Raw genomic sequence first — 17,877 nt, 5'->3', positions numbered from 1 at the left:
GGGGCTTTTCTTTTTCTCTTTTCATTCGCGAAAGCGGTCAAGCTTCTCCGTCCAGGCCGGATAGAGTGCTCCCTATCTCGGGCCCCCTGAATCGCAGTCTTTCAACAGGCTTTCCATTTTCTGATAATCGATGGCGTTCTGGATGGCCACGCCACCCTGTTCGGCGACCGTCATGGCAAAATTGATTTCATTTTCGGAGAAATGACGCTGTTCCGCCGTTAGCAGGCGCAAAACGCCGATAATTTCGCCGCGGATTGAAAGCGGTACGGCCAGGATGCTGCCCACCCCCTCATTGGCGGCTTCCTGGTGATACTGTGTATGAACGTCGCTCGTGGCGTCCAAGATCAATACCGGTTCGCCATTTAAGATGAAATAGGTCGCCAGTTCGTCGTCGATTGGCCCGCGTTCGAGATAGGCCTGGCTCAATCCATATGCCGCCTTCAGTTCCAGCTGTCCCTTTGAGGATTCGAACAGACGCAGGGTGCAGGCCTTCAAATCCATCACCTCGGGCAGTTTGGTGACGATGAAATTAAAGATATCGTCCAACTGCCGGGTTTCAGCGATGGTTTTGCTGATTTCGCAGACGCCCTTGAAATAGTTCAACTGGCGTTTCTGTTCGTCGTAAATGTGCGCATTTTCAATGGCAATGCCGCACTGTTCGGCCAGGGCAGCCGCGAATTCGATCTCCAAGGGCTCGAATTCGCGCCGGGTGTGCGACAGCAGCCGCAACACCCCGTTGATTTTTCCCCGAATGGGAATGGGGGCCACCAGAATACTTTTTATCCCCTCCTTGCGGGCGGCTTCGGGGTATTGAATTCGGGGGTCATTGTCGGCGTCAACGATTGCAATCGGCGTTCCCTTCAGGGCCGAGAGCACACTCTCCTCTGCATCGATGGGGCCTCTTTTTAAATACGCATCGCTCAGACCGGAAGCGGCTTTTAAAACCAACTTCTTCCCGGTCGGGTCCAGCAGGCGAATGGTCGCTGCATCCACTTGAACCGCTTCAGGAACCCGGGAGGCGATCAGATGCAGGACCTTATCCATGTTCAGCTCAGCGGTGAGGGTTTTGGTGACGTCAAGCAACAGCCTGAGATAATCGTGTTGTTGTTTCATGCGACGAAAGTCTCCATTGAAGTTTTTGTCACGTTGATGAAAGCAAAATGGAATCGGATGCTGTCATGGAGATTAAATCAAACTAGAAAAGCAAAAATGGTTCCAGTCGAAACGGCTCAATTCCTATTTCAAAGGCGCGTGTCAATGGCGTTAGCGTCTGATTGCCTGAACTATTTTATTCATTTATTTCTGATAGATATTGATTTTTGCACAAATGGAAGGAAGTCCCCCTTGAAGATATACGCGGGATAACAGGCGAATGATAATTATTGCAGCGAAAGAAATATATTGCGCTGGAATGGTAAAACCGCGCTCCGTTTGAGGGTCTTCCCGTGCTTCTTTAAACGCTTCTTTTTTTGACAGCCGCGGCCATCGATCATTTCCAGGCAAAGCGGGGCTGTTCGTAATGATCGACGCGGGTGTCGTTTCCACACAGGGCGACTTCCCGAAATTGGTAAATCATTGCCGCGGTCGGCGCGGCCACAACATCCTTTCCGATGGGCATAAACAGAACCGGTTTTTCGCTTTCGGGAATCTTTTCGAGCATCGGAGCGTCGTCGCGCAACAGTTCGGTCAGGGGAATTCGATGAATAGCTGCGACCTCATCGGTATTGGCCGTCAGAGAAACATCCGCACCCGCCCAGACAACCACAGGCGTGATGAGAAAGCCCGACCGCGTGCCATAATCATCCAAACGCCCGATAATCCGATCTGCATCGAGCCGCAGCCCGACCTCCTCTTCAAGTTCTCTCAATACGGTCTCTTCCGGATGCTCCCCGGCTTCCACATGGCCGCCCGGCAGCGCCCACTGACCGGCATGATTTCTCAGGTTCGTCGCCCTCCTGGTGAGGATGATTGCCGCCTGACCCTTCCCCGATTCCCGGGAGTCGGTGTCGTTAAGATGCGGCGCTTTCCGGGTATCGACAATTGCGATGGCCACAGCAGCCTCTTTTAAGCCGCCAATGGCCTTGGTGCGCTTCGTAAAACGGTCCAGGTTCGCACGAATGCGATTCAGCAGACTCTTATTGCAGGTGAGGTCGATCATGGATAAGTACCGGTTTTCAATGTTCGGGTTGGTTGCAGGTTCTGAATGATACTACCATTATCATGACCCAGCAAACATTGTAAAACTTTTGTAAATAAGTACGGAAAATCTATACTTTCAGCAAGTTGTGCGTTAGGATCGCAGAATTCATCAGGAACCGCAACGATTTTTGCATCGAAGGCTGCTATGCGAGAAGAGTGCATCTACACCATGCTGCGGGGCATCAAAGGCCTGAGCCGCCTCTTTTATCGGTTCGACATCCGGTGGGTACACCAGCCGCCCGCCGAACCCTGGCGGAAACTGCGCCTGGTGACCTTTCTCAACCACACCAGCCTCTACGAGCCCCTGTTCGTCGGAGGATTCCCCAACAAATTCATCCGGCGCATCGCGTTCCAGGGACTCATGCCCGTTGCCGACAAGGCCACTCGCCGCCCGCTGATGGGGTTCTTTTTTCGTATGGTGGCCAGGAATGTGGTTACTATCACCCGCAAAAACGACCACACCTGGGATCAGGTGCTGACAACAGTCCAGCCCGATTCCATGGTGATCATCATGCCTGAAGGACGCATGATGCGGGCCAACGGCCTGGACAAGAAAGGCCGGCCCATGACTGTGCGGGGCGGCATTGCCGACATCCTTCAAAGCATCCCCGAAGGACGCATGCTGCTGACCTACAGCGCCGGCCTGCACCACGTGCAGATCCCCGGACAAAGCCCCCTGCCCCGGCTTTTCAAGACCCTGCGCATGCGCCTGGAAAGCGTCGATATTGGCGAGTATCGCGACCGCCTGATGTCCCAACACGGTCCGGATGGATTCAAACAGGCGCTCATTCACGACCTCGAATCCCGGCGGGACCGATATTGCTTTGGAATGGAGCAGCCGGTTGTTCCGATGGTCGCCATGGCCTCCAGCCTCGTGCGCTGACCTGCAACCAAAAATAAGATTGTAAATTCTCTCAAACAATCCTCTTCGATTTCAACTATGGCTACCGGAATCCCGATTGACATGTCCGAACCATCTATTTCCAATATCCGCCAAAGTGTGGCGACGGCAGCTACTTTCAAGTAATTCCAAATCGCTAAAATCAAACTGTCATTCCTAGATGATGATTAGAATTGTGAATCGGCGCTTGACCCTTACAACCGATCCATTCTATTTATAAATATCGGGAATAGTTCATCGTTCCCCCCTCCTTGCTCTGTGCCCACAATTATTTCGAAACGCAGTTGAATCAAAAGCGATCCCGATATCTTGATGATTTGGTAATGCATCCTTCGATCATTCCGGGAGAATCCTATGGCAGAGAACGCTACGCAACGCAAATTAACGGCGATTCTTAGTGCGGATGTCAAAGGCTACAGCAAGCTGATGGGCGATGATGATGAAACTACCGTCAACACCATTACTGCATATCGAAAAATCATTTCCGGCTTGATCCAAAAGCACCAGGGGCGTGTCGTCGATACTCCCGGCGATAATATTTTGGCGGAGTTTGGCAGTGCTTTAAACGCTGTCAACGGGGCAGTCGAGATACAGAGCACTCTGGAAATCGAAAACAGTAAACTTCCCGAAAACCGTCGAATGGTTTTTCGTATCGGAATCAATTTAGGCGATATCATTCATAAAGATGAGTGTATTTACGGTGATGGTGTAAACGTTGCCGCTAGAATTGAAAGCCTGGCCGAACCCGGCGGCATCTGTATTTCCAGAGGCGTTTACGATCAGGTTAAAAAGAAGGTGCGCCAGGGATTTGAATATTTGGGGGAGCATGCAGTAAAAAACATCAACGAACCGGTTAGGATCTACCGCATTCTATTGGCTCCAGAAGATGAGGGCAGGATTATCGGAGAGCCCAAAGCAGCACCTACGAAACTTAAGAAATCAGCTTCGGTTGCTATCGCCATGTTATTGATAGCCAGCGCTGTTTTGATATGGCTGTTTTATCCCCGTGATCCCGAAATAGAATCCGCCTCGGTGGAAAAGATGGTTCACCCTTGGCCGGATAAGCCGTCTATTGCCGTTCTGCCATTTGACAACATGAGTGCAGATAAAGACCAAAAGTATTTCAGTGATGGTTTCACTGAACAAATCATCACATCTCTATCAAAAATCCCATACATTATTGTTATAGCAAGACAGTCCAGTTTTGCTTTTAGGGACAAACAAATGACTGTTCAACAAATAGCCAAAGCGCTCGGAGTTAAATACATCCTTGAGGGAAGCATTCAACGGTCGAATGATCAGCTCCGCATCACCGCACAACTGATAGATGCAACTTCAGGCCACCACATATGGGCTGAAAATTATGACAGAAAAATCAAGGATATTTTTGAGCTGCAAGATGAAATTGCCATGAAAATCATGGCTGGACTACAAGTGAATATCGCATATGAAAGCCATGGCCGGTATGCCACAGTAAAAACGACAAACCTAAAAGCCTATGAGAAAATAATACAGGGGTCTGAGCTATTCTTGCGCAGAACAGAAGGAGATACCCTTCAAGCCAGAAAATTAGCCGAAGAAGCGATTGCCTTGGATCCCGATTATGGAATTGCCTATACTTTGCTGGGATGGACGCATTTAGACGATATCTGGTTCTACCGAAGCAAGGATCGTGCTAAATCGCTAAAAACAGCCGAGCAGTTGGCCCACAAGGCCATAGACCTGTCTGGTACAGATCCCACTTCACATCGATTACTTGGCTGCGTATTTATGCTAAGAAAACAATACGAAAAGGCCATTGTCGAGATGCAGAAAGCTGTCGAATTAAGCCCAAACTCTGCAAGTTCCATTTTCTTTTATGGATTGGTGCTCAGGTTTGCGGGGCGCTATGATGAAGCTATTCCTCTTTTGGAAAAGGCAATCCGCCTCAATCCAGTCACACCAATCAATTATTTGAATAATCTGGCTTGGTCCTATGCATTAACTGAACAATATGAAAAGGCAATCCCATTGTGGAATAAGGCCATAGAACGCAACCCAGATTATCTTTTTGCCTATTCGGGATTAACGTGTTCATATCAGTTGTTGGGTAATGAGGAAAAGGCACGTGAAGCTGCTGCCGAAGTTTTGCGGATTAAACCAACTTATACTACGGCGCAAATTGAAGAATTTGATATTTCTAATATAGAACAGAAAAATCGCCTTCTTGAAGCGTATCACAAGGCGGGAATTCCAGAAAAATGATAGTAATAGCTCACTTGTATCAATGATGGCTTATTTGATTTGATGGCATCGTCTTACCGGACCTGCATTTTCATTGATTGATTTGATCTATACGCATCGGAATAATAGTTTGCCAAAGTCAAGATTTCTCCAACGAATTGCCAGTCAAGCCCGACAGCTGATATCCACCTTCCGTGGATCCGAGATCGATCAAGACACCGATACAGAATACGATACCTTATCCCTACTTTGGCCCGACTGAAGATCAATTAAGACGATTCCACATTTCCACCTACCACCAATTCCCGTTATGGCCATAGAAAACCTGGCAATTCCGTTTCGACGGCGGATATGGTAGCGTGCGAGTTACGGTCGAGACCGCAATGCCGGCCATAGCCACCATTGTCATGCATTATCAGAACATGGGTTTTAATATGAATGCGCCCGCCTATCGCCATATATTAATCATAGCCGACATCGAAGGCAGCAGCGGCTGCGGCAGTTACAGAGCGTCGTCATTTCTCACGCAGCCCTGGGCCCACGCATGCGCCGCCATGTCCCGCGATGTGGATGCGGTGGTCAAGGTGCTTTTTGATGCCGGTGTCGGGCGGGTGACGGTCAAGGATTTTCATCGCACCGGGTACAATCTTCTTCCCGAGATGATCGACAGACGGGCCGCGGTTGTTTGCGGCTACCGCCAGGGACCCGTACCGGGTCTGGGGGATCCCGACAGCGCCGACGGCGTCATGATGCTCGGCATGCATGCGGCCGCCGGCACCAGCGGATTTCTCGCCCACACCCTGACTTCCCGGCTGGCATCCCTGAAGGTCAATGGCCGGCCGCTGGCCGAGGTGGAGCTGTTCGCCGCTGTGCTGGCCCCTTTTGGTCTTCCTGCCATTTTCTTTTCCGGCTGCCCGGTCGCCTGCACCCAGGCCCGTGAACGCATACCCGGCATCCATACCTTTTCCATCGAGAAAAGCATGCCGCCGCAAGCCCTGGATGCCGACCGCTGGCGCAGGGACCTGGCCCGATCCGCTGCAAAGGCGTTTTCCAACAGAACAACGCAGCCCTATGGACCGAAAGGCCCCTTCCATGCCGTCATCGCCATCCGGGATGGAGCGAAAGCAGCCGCCAGGATGGCCGACCGATGGGGATTCGACCGCACCGGTGCCAGAGTGCGCATCGATGCGCCGGACATGGATACCCTCTACAACCGTCTGATTCGATTGTGCTATCTTCCCCCGTTGGCGGAAAGAACGCTGCCTTTCAGCCTCATGCTTTTCAACGCAATCGGTTGGCTGGGCCTTTTGTGGGTTCGTCGACAGTTAAAAGCTTTTCCTCGCGATTGACACCCATACCGCCTTCCACTATACCAGCGCCATGATAAGCATAGAAAATTTACGGAAAAGCTTCGGCGGCCGCGAGCTGTTCGACGGCGTCAGCTTCAAGATCAATTCCAAGGAGCGGGTGGGCCTGGTAGGCCGCAACGGCCACGGCAAGTCCACCCTGTTTCACATCATCGTCGGCGAAGAGGGCTACGACGACGGCAGCATCACCATGCCCAAGGGCTACCGCATCGGCTACGTGCGCCAGCACATCCGGTTCACAGAAAAAACCGTTCTGGCCGAGGGCATGAAAGGGCTCACAGCGGCCGAAAAGGACCACCACTGGAAGGTGGAGAAAATCCTTGACGGGCTGGGTTTTTCCGACGGCGACATGGTGCGTGATCCCCACGACTTTAGCGGCGGTTTCCAGGTACGGCTCAACCTGGCCAAGGTGCTGGTCTCGGAGCCGGACCTGCTGCTTCTGGACGAGCCGACCAACTACCTGGACATCACCTCCATCCGCTGGATCGAGAATTTCCTGTTGACCTGGCCTCACGAACTGATGCTGATCACCCACGACCGTGGATTCATGGACAAGCTGGTCACCCACACCGTGGGCATTCACCGCAAAAAGGCTCGCAAGATCGCCGGCAACACGGAAAAATATTACGAACAGATCGCCCAGGACGAGGAAATCTACGAAAAAACCCGCCTGAACGATGAGCGCAAGGCAAAGGAGATCCGCCTGTTCATCTCTCGCTTCCGGGCCAAGGCGCGGCTGGCCAATATGGTTCAGTCCCGCGTCAAGACCCTGGCCAAGATGGAAAAGAAAAACAAGCTGGAGGAAATCAAGGGGCTGGAATTCTCTTTCCGCAACAAGCCCTTCAAGGCCAAGCAGGTGCTTACCGCAGAAGACCTTTCCTTTGCCTGGGGAGCCAACCGGCCCCTGTTCCGGGACCTGGGCTTTTCCATCCTGGCCGGAGAACGCATCTGCGTCGTGGGCAAAAACGGCCGGGGCAAGACCACCCTGCTCAAAGTCCTGGCCGGCACGCTCGAGCCGGCATCGGGCAAGATTACGGTTAATCCGCAGGTCGAGGCTGGTGTATTCGAACAGACCAACATCCAGACCCTGGTGGACAGCCGTACCGTGGAAGAAGAAATCCTCTACGCCCAGCCGGATGTGGACCGCCAGAAGGCCCGCAACATCTGCGGAGCCATGATGTTCGAGGGCGAAAGTGCTTTGAAAAAAATCGGCGTTCTTTCCGGCGGTGAGAAAAGCCGGGTGATGCTGGGGCAGCTACTGGTCACCCCGGTGAACCTGCTGATGCTGGACGAGCCCACCAACCACCTGGACATGGACGCCTGCGACGCCCTGCTGGCAGCCATCGACAATTTCGACGGTGCGGTGATCATGGTCACCCATAACGAGATGTTCCTCCACGCCCTGGCCGACCGACTGATCGTTTTCGACGATGCCGGCGCCCGCATGTTCGACGGCGGCTACCAGGACTTTCTGGAAAAGGGTGGCTGGGGAGATGCCGCGGTCATGACCCGGCGGCAGGACTGCGCGGAATCGGAGATGACGCCGGCGCCGCCCCGTTACAACAAAAAGGAACTTCGGCGGCTGCGCTCGGAAATCATCACCGAAAAATCCAAGGTCCTCAAACCCATGGACGATGCCATCGCCAAGGCGGAACGGGAAATCGAAAAAAACGAAAGCCTGTTGGACCAGGCCAATCGGGAAATGGTCACTGCGTCCCAGGATGGTGACGGCCAGCGAATTGCCACGCTTTCCCAACAGATCCGTTCCTGCCAGGACATCATCGAGACGCGCTTTGCCGAAATGGAGGAGATGGACGAGCAGCGCCAGCGGCTGGAAAAAAAGTTCCAGAAGCGGTTGGAGGAACTGGAAGGGTGACACCCAAATCCATCCTTCTTATTTCCCCACCCATCACCAAACCCTGCGAGCCCCCGGCGGGGATCGCCAAGCTGGCCGGTGCCCTTCGCGCCAACGGCATCGACTGCCGGGTCTACGACGCCGGCCTGGACTGCCTCCTGGGCCTTCTCGAACAGCCGTTGGCGGCCAACGACACCTGGACCCGCCGGGCCCTGAATCATCGAGAAGAGAATCTGGCCGCCCTGCGCGCCGCGGATCTGTACCGCAACCGGGACCGCTACAAACGGGCGGTCATGGACCTCAATCGCATCCTGCACATGGCCGGCCAGCCGGCCGGTTTCGCGGCCTCCCTTTCCAACTTCGCTTCTCAATCGCTTTCGCCGGTGCGAAGCGCCGATCTGGTCCGGGCCGCCGAACAATTTGAATCCAATCTATTTTACCCGCTTTTTTCTCGATCCCTGGCCGCTTTTTTTTCTCAGCGTGAACCGGAAATCTTCGGGTTTTCGATCAATTTCATGAGCCAGGCCCTGTGTGCCTTTGCCATGATCGGCTATGTCCGCAAACGCCTTCCCGGAACGGCCATCGTGTGCGGCGGCGGCCTGGTCACCTCCTGGATGAATATACCGGGGTTTGAAAGTCCGTTCGGCGGTCTGATCGACGACATGATCTGCGGGCCGGGAGAAAATTGGCTGATCGAACGGTGCACGGAAAAAAGCGCGCCCGAACCCTCGGTTACCGGCTGCGATTTTTCTTCCTTCGATTTGGACCGGTATCTCGCACCGGTGCGGGTACTGCCGTACAGTACCTCGCGGGGCTGCTACTGGAAAAAATGCGCCTTCTGCCCGGAAACCGCCGAGAATAGCGTCTACCTCACCGAAGCGCCCGCTGTGATCGGCATCGATCTTCAACGGCTGAGGGACCGGATCGGTGCCGGCCTGATCCACTTCCTGGACAACGCCCTTTCCCCGAAATTCATGGCGCACCTGATCGAGCACCCACCGGGGGTTGCCTGGTACGGGTTTGCCAGGATCACCCGCCACCTCACCGATCCGAACTTCGTCAAGGGGCTGAGAAATTCAGGCTGCGTGATGCTCAAACTGGGGGTGGAGTCCGGCGATCAGGCGGTATTAGATGCCCTTTCCAAGGGAATCGACATCGCTATGGCATCCAGGGCACTGAGCGCCCTTCACCGGGTGGGCATTGCCACATACGTCTATCTGCTGTTCGGCACGCCGGCGGAGGATGAGGCCGCGGCCCTCAGAACGCTGGCGTTCACGGTCGACCATGCCGATTGCATCGATTTTCTCAATCTGGCCATCTTCAACCTGCCGGCCCACGGCAGTGAGGCCGGCAGGTTGGATACGGCTGATTTTTATGCAGGCGATCTTTCCCTGTACCGGGAGTTCTTGCATCCCAAGGGCTGGGGCCGCAGCCGGGTGAGACCCTTTTTATCCAAGGTCTTCAAAAAACAGCCGGGCATTCAGGAAATTTTGAACAACGACCCGCCCTTTTTCACCTCCAACCATGCACCGTTTTTTCATTTACAGACTCGGATGAACATGTAAAGAGGCTTCTCGGCAGCGACAGGCAATGGCCGTCTGAGGGATCGCCCGACCCGTTGTAGGTGCATCACCTACTTTCACCGAGGGCAATTCACCACATAAATTTCGTCCATTCGCCGATTGCCGTTTTTTGCCTGTTCCAATACAACTGTTTTTAAGGTGGAGAGGCCTTTTGAACAGCAACGATTATCCGATTATCAACCTTAAAAAACGGTAAGGAGCGTATCAAATGGGCATCGAGACATTGTACAAGGAAGTCATGGATCTGAACATGATGGCGGACAACGAAGACAAGGACGCCGCAGCCAAAGCGTTTTTCAAAAAGCTGAACGCCATGGAACTCCCCGAGTACTTCAACTGGGCGGATGAAATTTTTGAAGGGCTCCACGTTAAAGAACGCGGCGACAACACGGCCCTGATATGGGCGGATATCGCCACACAGGAGAAAAAAAGCTATACCTATAAAGAATTTGCCGTCAGAAGCAACCAGTGCCTGAACGCGCTTCGGAATTCCGGCGTCCAAAAAGGCGACAACATGTACATGATGGTTCCCATCGTGCCGGAAACCTGGTTTGCGACCTATGCCTGCGTCAAGGGCGGCCTGGTGATCGTCCCGACGGCCACGACCATGACCATGCGGGAATTGCAGTACCGCTTCGAAAGCTATCCGCCGGATACCATCGTTTCCGACGCGGCCTTCACCGATATGATGGACGAAGCCATCGAGGCCACCGGCGTCAAACCCAAAATCAAGATCGTAATCGGCGAAAAAGAAGGATGGACCAGTTACGATGAATTGGACAAAGAGTCCGGTGAAGCCGACGCCGCAAAGACCAAGCCCAACGACCTGCTGTTCTGCTTTTTTACCTCCGGCACCACCGGGCTGCCCAAAAAGGTTGGCCACACCGCAGCTTCCTATCCCATCGGGCACCTCTCCACCGCGGTCATGGCGGGCATCCGCCCGGATGACATCCATCACAACCTGAGCGCACCGGGCTGGGCCAAGTGGGCCTGGTCCAGCTTTTTCGGTCCCCTCAATGTGGGTGCCACGGCCACCGCTTTCAATTTCACGGTACTGGATGGCAACCAGTACCTCAGCACCGTGGCCAACTGCAAGGTCACCACTTTTTGTGCCCCGCCGACGGCCTGGCGCATGTTCATCAACCTGGATATGGATCGATTCGACCTGTCCGCCCTACGCCAGTCCATCAGCGCCGGCGAACCGCTGAACCCCGAGGTGATCACCCAGTGGAAGAAGTATACCGGCACGGAGATTCGGGATTTTTACGGCCAGACCGAATCCACCGCCATGATCGGCAACCCGCCCTGGATGACGGGCAAAATGCGCAGCGGCTCTTTCGGATACCCCTCTTACATGTACGACGTCGTTCTGGTGGACGACGAAGGCAATGAGGTCACCACCCCTGACGAACCCGGTCACATCTGCGTACGGCTGGACCGCTGGCGGGCGCTGGGCCTCTTCACCGAGTACATCGGCAGCCCTGAGAAAATGAAGAGCGTTTTCGTGGGCAATTACTACTACACCGGCGACCGCGCCTCCTTCGATGCCGACGGCTACTGGTGGTTCGTGGGCCGCGCCGACGACGTGATCAAATCGTCCGATTATCGTGTGGGACCGTTCGAGGTCGAAAGCGCCCTGGTGGAGCATCCCTCCGTGGCCGAAGCGGCGGTTATCGGCGCCCCCGATCCCAAACGCCACCAACTGGTCAAGGCCTACGTAATTCTCAACAGCGGATTCGAGCCGTCCAAGGATCTGGCCCTCGATCTCTTCAAACACACCATCAACATTCTGGCCAAGTTCAAAATCCCCAGAATCATCGAATTCGTTACCGAGGTGCCCAAGACCATCAGCGGCAAGATTCGGCGAATCGAGCTGAGAGAAAATGAAATTGCCCGGAAGGAAAAGGGCGAAGGTCCGCAGGCCCAAGAATACTTCTACTGGGATTTTCCGGAGCTGAGTTCCAAGCACAAGAATTAAACCGCATCCCCGCAAAGGGATAAAGCCCAAAAGAAAAACGGCCATGGCAGCCTCCGGAAAATGGAGGAGGTTGCCCATGGCCGTCGTTTTTCCATTCACCGAACCAGGTAGGCCCGTTCACTTTTTCATTCGCTTCAATATCTCTCCAAATGTCGGGTTGACGTCAGTCGTGCATTATGCCATTTTTAAGCAAATGTTCTTATGCATATTGCACGATTGAATCCGAAAGCCCGGACCTGAATGCATGGACCTGAATTCATAAAATAGATCGCATGGTACTTCAAACAAAAGATGCCCGCGATGTCATTCTCGATTCGATCAACGAAGGTGTCTTCACCATCGATCTGGACTGGTGTATTACGGCTTTCAATCGCGCCGCTGAAAAAGCTACCGGCGTTCCCCGCCAGGAGGCCCTGAATCGTCCCTGCCGTGAAATTTTTCAGGCCAATATCTGTCAGGATAACTGCGCCCTGAAACAGACGTTTCAAACCGGCCAGCCCGTCGTGAATGCCAACGCATTCATCGTCAATCATCAGGGTCAGCGAGTGCCTATTCGCGTTTCCACGGCGATCCTCAAAAACGATGACGGAAAAATTATCGGCGGGGTGGAAACCTTCCAGGATCTCAGCCAGATCCAGCAGCTCCAGAAACAGCTTCACAGCAGCTATACGTTCGAGGATATCATTGGCCGCAGCCCGGAGATGCAGCGGCTGTTCGACATTCTTCCCCAGATTTCCAAAAGTAGCAGCAATGTGCTGATCGAAGGGGCCAGCGGCACCGGAAAAGAGCTGTTTTCCCGCGCTATCCACAACCTGTCCCCGCGCAAAAAGCACCGTTTCGTTCCGGTCAATTGCGCGGCCCTGCCGGACACCCTGCTGGAAAGCGAACTGTTCGGCCATAAGGCCGGGGCATTCACCGATGCCAGACGCGATAAAGCGGGCCGGTTCACCATAGCCCACAAGGGCACCATCTTTCTCGACGAGATCGGCGACATCTCTCCGGCCATGCAAATCCGCCTGCTGCGGGTATTGCAGGACGGCCTGATCGAACCGTTGGGGGCCGAACAGCCGGTTCCCATCGATGTGCGTGTCGTGGCCGCCACCAACAAATCCCTTTCCGAACTGGTTCAAAAAGGGGTCTTTCGCGGTGATCTATACTATCGCATTCGCGTGATTCAATTAAAACTGCCGGACCTTTGTCATCGTCGCGAGGACATCCCCCTGCTCATCGAACATCTGATAGAGAAATTCAACCGCCTGCAGGAAAAGAATATCACCAGCGTGTCGGCAGAGGTCATGGCCCGGCTCATGGAGCATCCTTACCCGGGCAATGTCCGCGAGCTGGAAAATATCATCGAGCAGGCCTTTGTGCTTTGCCGGGGAATGACTATCGAACTGCATCACCTGCCCCCGGAGTTGCGGCCTGCGGCTGCAGATACGAAATCGCTGAACAACATGAGTCTCGGGGCCATGGAGCGGGTGATGATCACCGAGGCGCTGCGCCGCCATGGAGGCAATCGCAAGGCCGCCGCCCGGGATCTGGGAATCGATCCCAGCACCCTGTATCGAAAAATCAGAGCGTTGCACATCCTGCCCCCGGAAACGGATGGCCGCAGCAGAAAAAAGTAACCGTGCAAAAAGCCGATTCGTGCAAATTGCACGACATTCCGCCAAAATCCCACCCAACCAAGCGGTAAAAAAACCAGTCATTAATTGTCAATGCAGGAATACCGGCCGTCTGTGCAGCGCAACGGGACGATGGCACGTTCATTGCTTTGTCATTTTATGAACGAGCGTCATTTATTGATTTTAATACACCACGCAATCAAAAGAGGGGGCAGACGTATGGAAATCGCGAAAGAACAGGGCGTTCGGGCGACAAGTGACCTCATCTTGTCCATGGTGGCCAATCGGCCCCATTCGGTCAAACAGATCACGCACGCTTTCAGCGCAAGAAGCTATGAAGTCGTAAAGCTACTATCCGACATGGTTCGCAAAGGCCAGGTGGAAGTCAAATCCACCAACGAAGGACTTTTTGTGGTAGGCGCCAATACGCATCTGTAAATTGGCGGAACACCAAAGAGGTTTTAGATGGCGCCCCTTTCCACGAGACAGGAATCCAAAAGGAGCGCATTTTGCCTGGCCCGTGATCGATCAGGCCTGGGGTTCGATAATTCCAAGGCGTTTGATTTTTCGGCGAAGGGTGTTTTTGTCGATCTCCAGTTCACGGGCCGTGGCCATCTTTTTCCACTGATTTCTTTCCAGCGCCTGCACGATGGTCCGTTTTTCGGCTTCCCGTAAACTCAATCCCCTGGATTCCGACGGCAGCCCACCTTGAGGAACAACCCTTGCCGGCAAGTGGTGCAGGCGAATCATCCCCTCCAGACAAAGCACGAAGGCGTGCTCGATGGCATTTTCAAGCTCGCGGACATTTCCCGGCCAGTCGTAAAGCATCAACGCAGCCACCGCCTTTCGGGAGATACCCATAATCTTTTTCCCGGTCAGGTGGTTGAACTGGTCGATAAAATGATCCAACAACAACGGAATGTCTTCTTTTCTTTTCGAAAGGGGCGGCAGGGAAAGTTTGACGATGTCGATCCGGAAATAAAGATCGTCTCTGAACTTCCCTTGCCGGACCAGTTGTTGGAGGTCCCGGTTGGTCGCCGTGATGACCCGCGCATTGCTTGCACATGTTTCCGTGGCCCCCAGCGGCTCATAGACCTTCTCTTCGAGAACGCGGAGAAGACGACTCTGGACGGCCGGTGAGACATCTCCGATTTCATCCAGAAAAAGCGTCCCGTTTTCGGCCAGGGCGAAGCGGCCGGGCTTGTCTTTTTTGGCGTCCGTGAAGGCGCCGGCCTTGTATCCGAAGAGTTCGGACTCGCATAGGCTGTCCGGCAGGGCGCCGCAATTGACGGCCACGAAGGGACCGTTTCTCCGGGTACTGTTATTATGAATCGCCCGGGCGAAAAGCTCTTTGCCCGTGCCGCTGTCCCCTTCGATCAGCACGCTGCAATTGCTTTCCGCCACCTGGGGTAAAATGGCGAAAAGATCCAGCATCGTGGCGTTCTTGCTGACGATGTCTTCGAAAGAATGCTGCTTGCGGATCGCTTTGCGAAGTTTGTCCACGGCCGTCAGATCCCTGAAGGTTTCCACGCCCCCGACAACCCGCCCGGCGGCGTCCTTTAGCAAAGCTGTGGTCACGCTGATGGGAATCAGTTTTTTATCCGCCCGCAGGATATAAACCGGAAAGTTGATCACAGGTTGTTCCGTATCGATCGTTTGCCGCAACAGACAGCTCTCTTCGCAAACGTTGGCCCTCAATACGTCATAGCATGGCAGCCCGACTGCGTCTTTTCTGGAAAACCCGGTGATATCTTCCGCAGCGCGGTTGAAAGAGGTGATGTTCATCTCCTTATCCACCGTAAAAACACCGTCGGCGATACTGTCCAAAATAATCTGATGGTGCGCCTGGATTTGTTTTTTAGGATAATTCATGGCGTGTACCTCAGCAACTGCTGGGCCCAGAGCATGTCATCGGATCGACTCAGGGCGAAAGAGAATGACAATTCACACGCTTAACGGCGCAAAAGAAAGGATATTGGAATTTATCTTAATCGGTTCACCCATTGTATGTCAATCGCTCAAAACTTGCTGAACTCGTTTTTAGGAACGTTTTGCAGCAGCTTCTGTTTAAAAAAAGATGCATCCGGTTCCCTTCGGCCGGCCAAGCCGTTGGCTTCCATAATCCCTGTCTCACAAAATTTCCTGAATATCCCGTAAGTTAAAATCTTTACAAACGACATTTTCTTTATTGGTATGAGTTCTGCTTTAATAGGTATAACGCTTTTTATCAACACGACCTTTTCGAAGTTGTTGGTGATCGACCGTCGCCGTCGTTGCCGGCTTGCCCATCGAACACTCGGTTTTGTTATCGCCCTTGTTGCCCGGCGAGTATGTATAAATTCCTGAACCATGAACCGAGAAAATTGTGACTCGAATCGCCATCCCCACATTCAGGATGAAAGTTTCGCCCGTTTTCGATTCCTGTACCCGGGTGCTTCTGGTAGATATCGAAAAAGACCGGGAAGTCGATAGAAAAGAGTTTTACCTGGATGCGCTCTCTTTAAACGAGCGGCTGACGATTCTTCATAAATCCGGGGTGGATGTCGTCATCTGCAGCGGCATCAGCGAAGTCATGGAAAAGATGGTTGTCGGCAAAAAAATCGAACTGATCGGCAATATCACAGGAGAAATCGAGTCCGTTCTCAAAGCATATATGACCGGAGAAATAGGGCCGGGGTTTCACGCATCTTCAAACCACAAAGGCACCCATATATAGGAGTGAGTCAATGAAACGCATCCAATTTTTCAGGGCCAGTGGGTCGGTGATTGCCGTCTGCCTGCTCTTTTTTTCTCAGCCAATCGTCGTTCAGGCAGCCGAGGGCGAGAACCACTGTTTTAGCTGTCACACCAATCCGCGAAAACTGATCCAGATAACGCGTGAGTTATCCAAGCTGGCCAAAAATAAACCCGGCGCCTCCAAAGAAACCAAAGGCGAAGGCTGAGGCGGCGAAGTGACGCCGTTGGCGCCGCATGAAAAGATCTACGTTGATAGTGAATTCGCCGAAGACGAAAACCACGGAGAAATGGGCTGCGAGGAGTGCCATGGCGGAGACCCGAGCGAACCGGACTGGAAGAAGGCCCATGTCGGCGTTGTCAAGGACCCATCCTATCCGGATCCTACGGATACCTGTGGGGCCTGCCATGAAGACATCGCCGAACATTATCAAAGCAGCCTGCATATCAGCCTCGCCCCGTTTAAAAAAATTATCGATGCACGCACCAGCGAGGATCCGGCCGTGTATGAAAAGGTCAACGCCGCCCGCCAAGCCCATTGCACCTCCTGCCACAGCAGTTGCGGGCAATGTCATATAAGCCGGCCAGACGCGGTTGAAGGCGGATTGCTGGAAAGTCATCTTTTTCAGAGAAGACCACCCATGCATACCGTATGCACGGCCTGTCACGGCAGCCGCATCGAAAAAGAGTATATGGGCAAAAACAAAGGCATTCCTCCGGACGTGCACAAAAAAAAGTACTTCAAATGCAGCAAGTGCCATACGGCCGATGAGATGCACGGAGACGGGAATGATTACGCCAATCGCTACGAGGTGGAAAACGCACCCAAATGTCTGGATTGCCATGAAACGATCTATGCCGCCGACGGTGAAAACAAGGAGCAGCATCAACAGCACAAGGATCGGGTCAGTTGCCAAGTCTGCCACGCCATGCCCTATAAAAACTGCACCGCCTGCCACTTCGGTAGAGATAAACAGGGCTTGAAATATTTTAAGACCGAGGCATCGACGATGGATTTCAAGATCGGCCTGAATCCGCTCCAATCCGAGCGGCGGCCGGAAAAGTACATTACTTTGCGGCATGTGCCGGTGGACCGAGAATCGTTCAAATTTTACGTGGAAAACGGGCTCGCGAAGTTCGATTCACTGCCCACCTGGAAAATGGCAACCCCGCACAACATTCAACGCAAAACGCCCCAGAACGAATCGTGCAACGCCTGCCACGGCAAGGCAAGCCTGTTCCTGTTGGAAAAGGACGTTATCCCCAAATATCTCAATGCCAACCGAACCGTGATTGTGGCTGAAGATCAGGTGCCGGAAAAGGTCGCCCAGTAGCCCTGATGTTGCGCCAGGGGAGAAGCTTGCTGAATAAGGGACTGAAAGGGGCTCATTCGCCCACCATTTGGACGGATCG

General features: G+C 53.5%; 14 protein-coding genes. 11 read left to right on the top strand and 3 right to left on the bottom strand.

Translation table 11 applies throughout. The features are described from left to right. Positions 1-72: 72 nt before the first annotated feature. Both GN111_RS27925 and GN111_RS27920 read right to left on the bottom strand, forming a co-directional pair. The gene (locus GN111_RS27925; protein WP_155306895.1) at positions 73-1,113 is read right to left on the bottom strand and encodes a GAF domain-containing protein; all 1,041 of its coding nucleotides are present in this window, start codon (positions 1,111-1,113) and stop codon (positions 73-75) included. Positions 1,114-1,489: 376 nt separating this feature from the next. Beyond that, entirely contained in the window at positions 1,490-2,158 is a 669-nt protein-coding gene (locus GN111_RS27920; protein WP_155306894.1) for an NUDIX hydrolase, read from the bottom strand. 186 nt (positions 2,159-2,344) lie between these two features. On the opposite strand from GN111_RS27920, the gene GN111_RS27915 reads away from it, so the two are divergent. The 8 genes from GN111_RS27915 to GN111_RS27880 all read left to right on the top strand — a co-directional run bounded on the left by GN111_RS27915 (position 2,345) and on the right by GN111_RS27880 (position 14,169). Then, entirely contained in the window at positions 2,345-3,082 is a 738-nt protein-coding gene (locus GN111_RS27915; RefSeq protein WP_155306893.1) for a 1-acyl-sn-glycerol-3-phosphate acyltransferase, read from the top strand. Between the two features lie 372 nt (positions 3,083-3,454). Next, a complete protein-coding gene (locus tag GN111_RS27910; RefSeq protein WP_155306892.1) occupies positions 3,455-5,344 on the top strand; it encodes an adenylate/guanylate cyclase domain-containing protein in 1,890 nt (629 codons plus the stop codon). A 362-nt stretch (positions 5,345-5,706) separates the two neighbouring features. Further along, the gene (locus GN111_RS27905) at positions 5,707-6,672 is read left to right on the top strand and encodes a M55 family metallopeptidase (RefSeq protein ID WP_155306891.1); all 966 of its coding nucleotides are present in this window, start codon (positions 5,707-5,709) and stop codon (positions 6,670-6,672) included. A gap of 31 nt (positions 6,673-6,703) precedes the next feature. Then, positions 6,704-8,566, top strand: coding sequence for an ABC-F family ATP-binding cassette domain-containing protein (locus GN111_RS27900; protein ID WP_155306890.1), 1,863 nt, complete (start codon positions 6,704-6,706; stop codon positions 8,564-8,566). After that, on the top strand, positions 8,563-10,110 hold the full coding sequence (locus tag GN111_RS27895) for a B12-binding domain-containing radical SAM protein (RefSeq protein WP_197740438.1): 1,548 nt from the start codon (positions 8,563-8,565) through the stop codon (positions 10,108-10,110). The genes GN111_RS27900 and GN111_RS27895 overlap by 4 nt, the downstream gene beginning before the upstream one ends. Before the next feature lie 226 nt (positions 10,111-10,336). Further along, on the top strand, positions 10,337-12,106 hold the full coding sequence (locus GN111_RS27890) for an acetate--CoA ligase (protein ID WP_155306889.1): 1,770 nt from the start codon (positions 10,337-10,339) through the stop codon (positions 12,104-12,106). A 272-nt stretch (positions 12,107-12,378) separates the two neighbouring features. Then, the gene (locus GN111_RS27885; protein ID WP_155306888.1) at positions 12,379-13,734 is read left to right on the top strand and encodes a sigma-54 interaction domain-containing protein; all 1,356 of its coding nucleotides are present in this window, start codon (positions 12,379-12,381) and stop codon (positions 13,732-13,734) included. A 216-nt stretch (positions 13,735-13,950) separates the two neighbouring features. After that, on the top strand, positions 13,951-14,169 hold the full coding sequence (locus GN111_RS27880) for a FeoC-like transcriptional regulator (RefSeq protein ID WP_155306887.1): 219 nt from the start codon (positions 13,951-13,953) through the stop codon (positions 14,167-14,169). Between the two features lie 90 nt (positions 14,170-14,259). Here the strand turns inward: GN111_RS27880 and GN111_RS27875 are convergent, their stop codons facing one another. Next, positions 14,260-15,603, bottom strand: coding sequence for a sigma-54 interaction domain-containing protein (locus tag GN111_RS27875; protein ID WP_155306886.1), 1,344 nt, complete (start codon positions 15,601-15,603; stop codon positions 14,260-14,262). Positions 15,604-16,096: 493 nt separating this feature from the next. On the opposite strand from GN111_RS27875, the gene GN111_RS27870 reads away from it, so the two are divergent. The 3 genes from GN111_RS27870 to GN111_RS27860 are packed head-to-tail and all read left to right on the top strand — an operon-like array spanning position 16,097 to position 17,798. Next, positions 16,097-16,447, top strand: coding sequence for a NifB/NifX family molybdenum-iron cluster-binding protein (locus GN111_RS27870; protein ID WP_155306885.1), 351 nt, complete (start codon positions 16,097-16,099; stop codon positions 16,445-16,447). Between the two features lie 10 nt (positions 16,448-16,457). Continuing rightward, positions 16,458-16,673, top strand: coding sequence for a hypothetical protein (locus tag GN111_RS27865; protein ID WP_155306884.1), 216 nt, complete (start codon positions 16,458-16,460; stop codon positions 16,671-16,673). 9 nt (positions 16,674-16,682) lie between these two features. Beyond that, positions 16,683-17,798, top strand: a complete 1,116-nt coding sequence (locus tag GN111_RS27860) for a cytochrome c3 family protein (RefSeq protein WP_155306883.1) — start codon at positions 16,683-16,685, stop codon at positions 17,796-17,798. Positions 17,799-17,877 lie beyond the last annotated feature (79 nt).

Source organism: Desulfosarcina widdelii (genome assembly GCF_009688965.1).
Taxonomy (GTDB): domain Bacteria; phylum Desulfobacterota; class Desulfobacteria; order Desulfobacterales; family Desulfosarcinaceae; genus Desulfosarcina; species Desulfosarcina widdelii.
The sequence above is the reverse complement of the archived record's forward strand: the minus strand, read 5'-3'. Positions and strand labels throughout refer to the sequence as shown.